This window comes from Mucilaginibacter tolerans (assembly GCF_030519375.1).
In the GTDB taxonomy this organism is placed as follows: Bacteria; Bacteroidota; Bacteroidia; order Sphingobacteriales; family Sphingobacteriaceae; genus Mucilaginibacter.
In genome coordinates this window covers 229790-239598 of sequence record NZ_JAUMKB010000009.1, presented here as the reverse complement: position 1 = coordinate 239598, position 9809 = coordinate 229790, and the positions used below count along the sequence as shown (strand labels likewise).

Annotated in this window: 10 protein-coding genes; 7 read left to right on the top strand and 3 right to left on the bottom strand. The window is 42.5% G+C overall.

Annotated elements, in window-relative coordinates; all coding sequences use genetic code 11:
* Positions 1 to 124: 124 nt before the first annotated feature.
* The gene (locus Q3A68_RS14650; RefSeq protein ID WP_302901845.1) at positions 125 to 520 is read left to right on the top strand and encodes a Spx/MgsR family RNA polymerase-binding regulatory protein; all 396 of its coding nucleotides are present in this window, start codon (positions 125 to 127) and stop codon (positions 518 to 520) included.
* 69 nt (positions 521 to 589) lie between these two features.
* Here Q3A68_RS14650 and Q3A68_RS14645 read toward each other — a convergent pair whose 3' ends face one another.
* On the bottom strand, positions 590 to 3013 hold the full coding sequence (locus tag Q3A68_RS14645) for a carboxypeptidase-like regulatory domain-containing protein (RefSeq protein ID WP_302901844.1): 2424 nt from the start codon (positions 3011 to 3013) through the stop codon (positions 590 to 592).
* Positions 3014 to 3274: 261 nt separating this feature from the next.
* Between Q3A68_RS14645 and Q3A68_RS23230 the strand changes: the two genes are divergently transcribed.
* Together Q3A68_RS23230 and Q3A68_RS14635 are read left to right on the top strand one after the other, a co-directional pair.
* Positions 3275 to 5284 (top strand): M1 family metallopeptidase, encoded by a 2010-nt coding sequence (locus Q3A68_RS23230; protein ID WP_302901843.1) that lies wholly within the window; start codon positions 3275 to 3277, stop codon positions 5282 to 5284.
* Positions 5285 to 5466: 182 nt separating this feature from the next.
* Positions 5467 to 6153, top strand: a complete 687-nt coding sequence (locus Q3A68_RS14635; protein WP_302901842.1) for a carboxypeptidase-like regulatory domain-containing protein — start codon at positions 5467 to 5469, stop codon at positions 6151 to 6153.
* A gap of 285 nt (positions 6154 to 6438) precedes the next feature.
* On the opposite strand, the gene Q3A68_RS14630 is transcribed toward Q3A68_RS14635, so the two are convergent.
* Positions 6439 to 6960, bottom strand: coding sequence for a hypothetical protein (locus Q3A68_RS14630; protein WP_302901841.1), 522 nt, complete (start codon positions 6958 to 6960; stop codon positions 6439 to 6441).
* A gap of 95 nt (positions 6961 to 7055) precedes the next feature.
* On the opposite strand from Q3A68_RS14630, the gene Q3A68_RS14625 reads away from it, so the two are divergent.
* Positions 7056 to 7187, top strand: a complete 132-nt coding sequence (locus tag Q3A68_RS14625) for a hypothetical protein (RefSeq protein ID WP_302901840.1) — start codon at positions 7056 to 7058, stop codon at positions 7185 to 7187.
* 113 nt (positions 7188 to 7300) lie between these two features.
* Positions 7301 to 7465 (top strand): hypothetical protein, encoded by a 165-nt coding sequence (locus Q3A68_RS14620; protein ID WP_302901839.1) that lies wholly within the window; start codon positions 7301 to 7303, stop codon positions 7463 to 7465.
* Between the two features lie 10 nt (positions 7466 to 7475).
* On the opposite strand, the gene Q3A68_RS14615 is transcribed toward Q3A68_RS14620, so the two are convergent.
* Entirely contained in the window at positions 7476 to 8258 is a 783-nt protein-coding gene (locus tag Q3A68_RS14615) for a phosphatase PAP2 family protein (RefSeq protein ID WP_302901838.1), read from the bottom strand.
* A gap of 196 nt (positions 8259 to 8454) precedes the next feature.
* Here Q3A68_RS14615 and Q3A68_RS14610 point away from each other — a divergent pair, with 196 nt between their 5' ends.
* On the top strand, positions 8455 to 8709 hold the full coding sequence (locus Q3A68_RS14610) for a hypothetical protein (RefSeq protein ID WP_302901837.1): 255 nt from the start codon (positions 8455 to 8457) through the stop codon (positions 8707 to 8709).
* 64 nt (positions 8710 to 8773) lie between these two features.
* Positions 8774 to 9661, top strand: coding sequence for a flavin reductase family protein (locus Q3A68_RS14605; RefSeq protein WP_302901836.1), 888 nt, complete (start codon positions 8774 to 8776; stop codon positions 9659 to 9661).
* Positions 9662 to 9809 lie beyond the last annotated feature (148 nt).

The window sequence follows — 9809 nt, the reverse complement described above, 5'->3', positions numbered from 1 at the left end:
GTCGGAAGTCGGAAGTCGGAAGTCGGAAGTCGGAAGTCGGAAGTCGGAAGTCGGAAGTCGGAAGTCGGAAGTCGGAAGTCGGAAATAATTTAGCCGACCAAGGTACGTCATTCACTATTGAACATTGCAAACTGCTAACCAGAAACTGCAAACTGAAATGTATCTTCGCGGCATGAAAGTGTACGGTATCCCTAATTGCGACACAGTTAAGAAAACATTAGACTGGTTTAAAGCAAATAAAATAAATTACGAATTTCACGATTTTAAAAAGCTCGGTATAAGTCCTGAAAAATTGCAGGAATGGAATGATAAGGCAGGTTATGAAGCCTTTTTAAATAAAAAAAGCACTACCTGGAAAGATCTGGAGCCTGAAGTAAAAGAAGGTATAAAAACAGCTGCCGACGCTTTGCCGGTATTAGAGCAAAAGAGCAGCATGATCAAGAGGCCGGTAATTGAGGATGGCAATTTTCTTCATTTCGGTTTTGATGCGGAGGTTTATAAAAAGCATTTTTTGAAGTAGTTGATTAGCTTGATTCAGTTAGATTGAGTTCGTTTGGGATTAACTTAATCAACCACTTAACCAATCAACTCAATCAACCTTATAACGATACACCTGTCTTCCCATGTGGCCTTTTTCGTCAATGCCTTCAACAACAACCCGGTATGTTCCTTTACTGTCTGCGTTGTAATACTCAAATGAGGCATTGCCATCTTTGTCGGTGATCAGCTCAGGTTGCCAGTAAATAGTGCTGCGCAGGTCGGGGAGAGCATAGGTAGCATTGCTTTCATATTTAGGCGAATAAAACTCGCGCACTTTTTGATAACCTTGTACTGTTATGGGCAGTACTCCAAAAGAAGGTATATCCCTTAGGTCTTTCATTTTACCTTTCTTTCGGGTAATTACCAGGACGCCATTACTTCCTCTAAAACCATAAATGGCAGCAGTTCCGCCCGTTAGTACTTCGACTGTTTCCACATCGTTTGCTCTTAGATAATCGATATTCGAACGCGTTGGAGGCAATTCAAGTCCATCAACTACTACCAGCATAGAACTACCACCGCCTAAACTTGTAGCGCCAAACCAGACAGGCACACCGCCCCCTCCAGGTTCCCCTGAACTGGTGAACCTGATACCCATTAATTTCCCACTCAGGGCATCAGGAAGTGATAAAGTATTACCAAAATCCTTGTTGTGGATTACCTGGTCGGCAAAGCCTGCACCAGCTAAGCTTTCAGTTTCGTATTTGACCGGTTTTATGCTTTTTACTTTAACCTCTTTTAATATTCTACCCTTTCCCAATCCGGCTTTATTTAATTCTTCCTGTTGTTTTTCACTATTTTGCAGATAGGCAAACATCACGGGAGCCATATCCTGAGTGTAAGCAGGCAAGGATGTCTTTATTGCGGGTATGCGCTCTTCATTATAAACCAGTTCCGTGTTGTTCTTTCCTTTTGCATTTACTGCCTGCAATATAAATTGCATCGTGTCAGTAAATGCCAGGGGCGAAAACCGGAATAAGCCTTTATCGTTGGTCGTGGTGCTAAATAGCTGGTTGCCAGGCAGTGATAATAACGATGCGGTGGCATTTGCCAGTGGTTTGCCGAATACATTTTTAACTAAGCCATCAATCTGCAACCCATTTTCAGGTAAATAAGCAAAGGACGAATTGCTGTCTTCGGGCGCTTGTTCCCATTCAAATTTCCGGTAACCATGGGTCAGCATTACCAGGTCAAGGTTTTTGCGGGGTTCATCTGTTGTCGAGCTGAAATAATAGTTCGGTTGTTCCACAAAGCCTTTAAGGTCAGAAGTAAGTAAAAGATTTGTCAGGATGGTGGTTTCAGTGTTCTCATCCACTGCCACTTTACTCTCATCTACTACTGAAACTGAGAAATGGGCTATTACTCCTGAATCGGCTCTGTTCCTTGCGTTTACCTTGATGTTTGCTTTTCCTTTAGTAGTGTAAGTTGCGTTGTTGCTGTTAACTGCAAGGTTTATTTGATCATAATTTTGTATAAAAAACAACCGTTCGCACAAGGGCTCATTTGTTTGCGATAATAAGGTAAGCCTTGCTTCGCCGGTTTGAAGTAAGCGCTTAATAATATTTAAAGAAACCACAGGGCTGTCCAATTTAAATTGAACGCCAACGGTTACACCACCAGAATAGATCTGTAAGTTAAAATCCTTCCCTTTATTTTCAGTGTAATAAGACGGACTGGCTTCAATTCTTACAGCTGTATTGGGGATAGAATCGTTATTGACGGTTAAAACGACGCCTTTGGCTTTGGGTAGAGGGAGGCCAATGTCACTTTTCGAACCATCGGCAAAAATAACATTGGCTTTATAAGTCTTGCCTTCTTCTGGCTTCAGTTCAAAGGAGCCCATGCCGAGGTGAGCGGGTGCAAAATGGGAAACAATCTTTCCCGTATTATCTCTAATTGTTCCTTTAAGGTCTGTGCTCAATCCGTTTACTCCAACAGCTTTAAAAGCCACCTTAGAAGGCAAACCTGCAACAAGCTGCCCGCCTTCGGGAAAGAATTGCAGGTCGGGCTTTCCAATAGTAGTTTTAGCCACATTGCTCTCGGGTACTTTCTGGGCGTGAATTGAGCCAACCGGAATAGTCTGTTCGAAAATATTATCCTCATTTAGCATCCATCGGGTGTAGGCCCTGATGCGGTAGTCTCCGGCAGATAAGGTGTCCGCAAGTGTAAAATCGCCCCAGGCAAGTCCGTTTGCCAACTTTAATTTAATAGACTGGGCGATTTTATTAGTAGGATCAATCAAATCGATATGTAGTACTCCGCTTAAATCTGATAGCCTGTGCCTGGGACCTAAAGTAACATAAGCTTTAAAGTAAATGGTATCACCAATAGCATAATAGGGTTTATCGAAATGGAGGTAGGCTTTTTCTCTATTGAGTGTTTTTATGAAACTTTCTCCCGATTGGGCATAAGCTGATAAATTGTTCAGGCTAAATAAAAATACTATCAGTAAGGTGATCGGTATTCTTCTCATAGTCAGGAACTTTTAAGGGTAAACCTACTTTATTCTCGGGACGAAAGAATAAAGTGATAAGGTTTAGGGATTTTGATAGTGCTAATTTAACGCAAAGCATTGGATAAAGTAACAGATTGATAAACAGTATTTTCAAAAACTAACGTATTAGTCAGTTTTTGAAAATATATTTGGATTCTATTGTTTTGTAACAATTAATTTACCGCTTCGTGCAATTGCTTAATTTATACTATTTTGCGCCCCAATAATTAACTAACTGAGATGAAATTTAGATTGATAGCCAACCTTACGCTGGCTTTTTTAACCATTGCAGGTGCAGTGAGTGCACAGCAAGACAACCCGCCGCCTGCTGCTCCCAGCACCAAGTACGATTATCATGAGGCCTTCGGGCCACCGTTTTTTACAAAAAATGGAACGGAATATCGTGCTGCCGATGGAGCGCCGGGACCTAAATACTGGCAAAATCGTGCTGATTACCAATTATCAGCAAAACTGAATGACCAGACTAACGAGATCACCGGTTCTGAGATACTAACCTACACCAACAATAGCCCTCAAAAATTAGGCTTTTTGTGGATGAACCTTGAGCAAAACTTATTTAAACAAGACTCAAGAGGCAGTGCCATTGTACCATTGGCCGGGAATCCTCCAAAGTTACAAAGCCGTAACTGGGGACGTGGCCAAGTGTTTGACGCTGGTTTTAAGATCAAGTCAGTGAAACTGGTTGGTGAAAAAGGTGCTGAAACAGATATTAAGTTTTCAGTAAGCGATACCCGCATGCAATTGTTCCTGCCTAAAGATGTGAATCCTAATGGCGGCCAGGTAAAACTGAAAATAGCATATTCCTTTATTTCGCCTGATTACGGTTCTGACCGTATGGGTATACAGGATACCAAGAATGGAAAGATATTTACTGTGGCGCAATGGTACCCGCGTATGTGTGTGTATGACGACGTAGAAGGCTGGAATACCATTCCATACACCGGCCCGGCCGAGTTTTATTTGGAATATGGCGATTTCGACCTGACGATTACTGCACCGGCAAACCATATCGTGGTAGCATCAGGTGAGTTGTTGAATCCGCAGGAGGTTTATACGCCCGAGCAATTAAAACGGTGGGCTGAAGCAGGAAAGAGCGAAAAGACAGTAGTTATCCGCTCAGCAAGCGAAGTTACTGAGGCTTCATCACGTCCCGCAGGAAAAAAAGAATTGACCTGGCATTTTAAAATAAAGAATGCCCGCGATGCATCATGGGCTTCATCGGCGTCTTTTATAATCGATGCTGCTAAAATGGACCTGCCAAGTGGTAAAAAATCAATCGCAATTTCGGCCTACCCGGTTGAAAGCGATGGTAATAATGCCTGGGGCCGGTCAACTGAGTATGTAAAGAAATCAATCGAATTCAACTCAAAACAATGGTTTGAGTTCCCTTACCCTGCTGCTACCGCTGTTGCTGGTATTGTTGGCGGTATGGAATATCCCGGCATTGTTTTCTGCGGATATAAAGCCACAAAGGGAAGCCTATGGGGTGTTAATGATCATGAGTTTGGCCACACCTGGTTCCCTATGATCGTAGGATCAAACGAACGCTTGTATGGATGGATGGACGAGGGTTTCAATACTTTTATTAATACCCTGTCTACCGCTGATTTTAACAACGGCGAGTATGCCCGTAAACAACCGCAAGATGTTGAAAAAGCGGGTGTAGTAGTGACCAACCCAGCGTTGGAAACGGTCCTTAGTCAGCCTGCAAACATGAAGGAGAGAAATATCGGCATCTTGCTTTATTTTAAACCGGGCATGGGGCTGACCATGTTGCGCGAGCAGATATTAGGCCCTGAACGCTTCGACTTTGCTTTCAGAACTTACATTGCACGCTGGGCGTTCAAACACCCGACACCTGAAGATTTCTTCCGCACCATGGAAAATGCATCCGGCGAGAAACTGCAATGGTTCTGGAGAGGCTGGTTCCTGAACAACTGGCGTTTGGACGTTGCTGTACGCGATGTGAAGTATTTCGACAATGATCCATCTAAGGGCGCTATGATCACCATTGATAACCTGGAGAAAATGGCTATGCCGGTAACGCTTGAAATCAAAACTGTAAGTGGTAAAACTGACCGTGTGAAACTACCGGTTGAGATTTGGGAGCGCAACAGCACCTGGACATTTAAATATCCATCCACCGAAGAAATTCAGTCGGTAACTTATGATCCTGACAAAGCGTACCCGGATTATAACCCTGACAATAATGTGTGGACTAAAAAATAGTTGATTGGTTGATTGAGTTAGCTAATCAACATAATCAACCAGTCAACTCAACACAAAAACCCGGCAAAAAAGCCGGGTTTTTGTGTTTTGTCTCAGCAAAGTGTTAAATTAAATGTTAAATCCCAAACTATTGATTTAAATAATGGGTTTTTAAACTATACTTACGCTATAATTGATCTGCCATGAAAAGAATACTCTACCTTCTCACAATCGCATTACTTTCTTCGACAGCACTGCATGCCCAGATTTATGTAAGGGGCAACGTGGTTGATGCCAGCAGTGGCGCAAAGCTGTCTGACGTTTTTGTAAGGGATATGACCAACAAGCAGATCACATTAACAGATAAATCGGGCAGGTTCGAGATCAAATCAGAAACAGGGCATACCCTGATATTTTCGTCCCCAAGCTATGTTCCGGATACTTTGTACATAATTGATCTAACACAAAAGCATGTCGAATTAAAAACCAAAACTATATCGTTGCGTGAAGTAAATATTACCGCCCAGCGCCTTGCGTTCGACCCGCATAAAGAATACCCTGATGTGTACGAAAAAAGTAAGCTGTACCCTTTGTCGCCATCTACGTGGTTTGGTAAAGAGGCCCGTGATGCCCGCCGGCTGAAACGTTATTTTGCCCGCGAAGAGCAGGAGCGTAAGGTTGATCAAGTATTTAACCGGGTTTATGTAGGTAGTATTGTGCCACTCAAAGGGCAGGAACTGGAGGATTTTATGCAGCTATATCGCCCCAGCTATGCGTTTATTACCAGTAATAACAGCGAATCGCTGGCAGTTTATATTAATGATTCTTATAAGAAATTTATAGCTCTGCCTTCTGAAAAACGGCATTTGCAAAAGTTAAACGGGGAGTAGTTGAGTGGTTGTTTTATTAGTTGTAATGGTCGAAATGGTTCAATCTTTTAATCATCATTGATTCGTTTAATTAATCAGGTTAAATAACTAAATTTAATACTGTGAAAAAGAAAATAGTTAGCCTGGTGTTGATTTCCGCTATCATAGGAGCAGTATGTAGCAGTTGTTCCAGAAAATGTTACTGCGATCCGACACCAGCCACACCAACACCAAGAGTTATTATTCCGTCATAGGATTTCGGATTTAATTCTTATTCGTCTTTCCTGATTTCTGACTTCTGATTCCCTACATCTTCAAGTACTTCTCTGGTATCGGATTGTCTTTTCGTTCGCTGTCAAAAAACCAGCCCAGTATCCAAAAGCGGGAGCCATCATTGTAAAGCTCAATGCTGTTGATGCCGCGTTCGATGATTGGCCCGCCAGGCTTATTGCGCGATTCATAAGTGCTCCAAACATGATAGATATTGCCAAATTGTTCTACTTTGCGTGATATTTCTTTCTCATAAAAGCCGTCGCGCTCTAAGCCGGGATCAGATACCTCATGGAACCGCTTCAAACTCATAGAATGAAACACAGGCTTGCCGTTCTTGCCTTTCCCTGCCGAACCGACTACTGCACCGGGCCAATGTAGCAAGCTATCGCGTTCATAATATACTTTTCCTCCTTTCTCAACGGTTACCACATCGTAATAAGCTTTCATAATGCCGTCGAGTGTGCTCACTTTATCGCCAAATTTGGTTGTTATTTGCGCCTGCAGTGTAGACATAATACATGTGAGCAGTAAAAACAGAGTAATCACTTTCTTCATATTTGATAGGTTTTATTGAACTAATATAGGTTTGAAAATCAACAATTTGAAAACAATTCTTCGCTGGGGATATTATATTTAAAACACTCATCGCTATGAAAAAGAGAATAGTAAGAATTGTATTGCTTGCCGCCACAGTCGGCACAATATTTAGCAGCTGTGCTGCAAGACATGATGCACCGAAACCGCCACCGCCGCCACCTGCGCCAGCAGCACCACCACAATAATAAGGGAAGGCCTTCTGCCTGTTTTCAGGTCGAAGGCTTTTTGTTGGGTCGTCGTTTGATATTTACGGAGCAGTGACTATTTTTGGATGAGTTAACCTAAATGATTTATCACAATGAGGGTTTTTATTCCGATTATTCTTCCAACCGTTTTTCTGGGCTGGGTATTGTATGTCTGGCTAATCAAAAAAGATATAAAAAATCACAGAGGCGATGTAGCCGGTGGATCTATTTTCTTACTGGTTTGGGCATTAATTTATGTATGGATGTCATTTGCATGATCCACTAATGCTACAGCTGCATTGCAAATGATAAACCCGGTGTGCCATTATAATAACCCGGCATAATCATCGAACTTCTTCCATGTTTGCCCTTATGGGTTAACGCATTACGAATGTACGGGTATATCCAATAAGCTGCTTTAGTAGAAAGAATGCCGAAACCTGCACCAGCCACACAATCGCTAAACCAGTGATCGCGGCCGTACATTCGCAGTACCCCGGTAGTAGCTGCAAAGGTATAGCCGATTACGCCGTACCAAACCGATTTCCCGGAATATTCCTGCGCCAGAAACTCAGCAGTAAGAAAAGCAGCGCCCGTGTGTCCTGAAGGAAAAGAAAGCTTATCGGTCCCATAAGGCCGTTGCCTGTGCATGATAAACTTAAGCCCATCAGCTCCAGTGAGTATACCAGCTGATAATACAAGAATGGCCGTACGATCAACAAACCTGTTTTTGCCTTCCACTCCTCCAAGGTTTAAACCATACACCATAACAGCAGGTGCTATTTGCAGATAGTCGGCAACTTTTGAATTATAATTCGGATCACTTCGTGCGATACGCATTCTGAAATAATAGTCGACGTTGCGTACAGGGTTGATTACAAATGATGAGAAACCATAGCCGACGAGGGCCGCGGGAGGGATCCATGCCCAGGTTTTGCTGTGCAAGTGCTTAACTGTATCAGGCATCGCCGTCACATCATTTTTTATGCCGTTGGCTTTTGCAGTATCAGTAATTTGTGCGCTTGCTTTAAGTGTAATTAAACACAATAAAGTAAATACAATATTTTTCACGGTAGATTTTATCCTAATTAACATCACCGGGATAAGTATTGTTTACACAGGCTTAACACCGGCTTGTTCTTTGCCCATTGTTCAGATACACTAATATGTTTTATTTATTCTTCTAAATAGTTGTTTATTAGCTATTTGTAAATCGAAACATTTTTTAGTTCAATACACGTATACATCAGTATAAATGAACAATGCGATGGCTACTGTATTACACCGACCTAAAGAAAATGCAGCTGATAGCACGCTACCCGGCAGAAAAACAGCTCCAAAAAACTCTACGAAGGAGAGTTATGTCATTTATTCCATTTACTATACCGATGAACCCGAAGGAGGCCATGTGGTTTACTCTAACCATCAATCGGGATGGGAGTTTTTCGGATACCTGCCAGCCAAACAACCAGCTTTGATTACCGAGCCTGTGCATCGCCGGATAGATGTTGAATTGTTGTAGCGTTGGTTGAATGGTTGATAGAGTTAAGTAGTTAATTAACTTTACAACCTTACAACAGCTGAACATGCTCACACTCGATATCAAAGACCTCACCATACCCGATCTCCATAATTACCTGCAATATGCCATTGCCCCGCGACCTATTTGTTTTGCATCAACGGTGGACAGTGAGGGGAATGTCAATCTTAGTCCATTCAGCTTTTTTAATCTGTTTAGTGCCAATCCGCCAATCTGTGTGTTTTCGCCATCGCGCAGGGTGAGAGATAATACTACCAAGCATTCGCTTCAGAATATAATGGAAGTGCCTCAGTGTGTGATCAATATTGTGACCTATGATATGGTGCAGCAAACCTCGCTCGCCAGTGTGGAGTATCCAAAGGGGGTAAATGAGTTCATAAAGTCGGGTTTCACACCTGAGCCATCGTTATTGGTAAAGCCACCACGAGTAGCTGAATCCCCTGTGCAATTAGAATGTGTAGTGAAAGAAGTAAAGCCACTTGGCGAAGGGCCCGGCGCAGGTAACCTGGTGATTGCCGAGATCAAGCTGATCCATATTGATGAAAAGATACTGGATGATAGTGGCAAGATCGATCAGCAAAAACTGGAACTGGTAGCACGCCTTGGCGGCGACTGGTATTGCCGCGTTAACAAAGATAATCTATTTAAAGTAGCAAAACCGGTTCGTACTATCGGTGTTGGGGTAGATAGTATTCCGTATGCAATCCGCAATTCAAAAGTGTTGACAGGAAATAACCTTGGTCAGCTTGGTAATGTGGAAGTACTGCCGACTGATGAAGAAGCTGAGGCTTATAGCCAATCACCTGAAATCAAAGAAATACTGGATGCTACTGTTGGCGATAGTAATACACGTGAATTGAAGCTCCATATTAAAGCTAAGCAATTGCTGGATGAGGGCAGGGTAGAGGAGGCGTGGAAGGTGTTATTGATTTGATAAAGCTACTTAAACCGGTAGTGTTTGTTTCGTTCGTTATTGTGTAACAGACAAGGTGAAACACTCTTTAGTTCAGCTTATGGTCGGTGTTATCACTTCACCATCCCTAAAGTACATCTATTCTTATAGTGGTGAGTGTTGTTGATTT

Bases quoted from the DNA above. Each gene is read 5' to 3' on its own strand.
- Q3A68_RS14645 (WP_302901844.1), bottom strand. From the start codon at position 3,013: ATGAGAAGAATACCGATCACCTTACTGATAGTATTTTTATTTAGCCTG.
- Q3A68_RS23230 (WP_302901843.1), top strand. From the start codon at position 3,275: ATGAAATTTAGATTGATAGCCAACCTTACGCTGGCTTTTTTAACCATT.
- Q3A68_RS14635 (WP_302901842.1), top strand. From the start codon at position 5,467: ATGAAAAGAATACTCTACCTTCTCACAATCGCATTACTTTCTTCGACA.
- Q3A68_RS14630 (WP_302901841.1), bottom strand. From the start codon at position 6,960: ATGAAGAAAGTGATTACTCTGTTTTTACTGCTCACATGTATTATGTCT.
- Q3A68_RS14625 (WP_302901840.1), top strand. From the start codon at position 7,056: ATGAAAAAGAGAATAGTAAGAATTGTATTGCTTGCCGCCACAGTCGGC.
- Q3A68_RS14620 (WP_302901839.1), top strand. From the start codon at position 7,301: ATGAGGGTTTTTATTCCGATTATTCTTCCAACCGTTTTTCTGGGCTGG.
- Q3A68_RS14610 (WP_302901837.1), top strand. From the start codon at position 8,455: ATGGCTACTGTATTACACCGACCTAAAGAAAATGCAGCTGATAGCACG.
- Q3A68_RS14605 (WP_302901836.1), top strand. From the start codon at position 8,774: ATGCTCACACTCGATATCAAAGACCTCACCATACCCGATCTCCATAAT.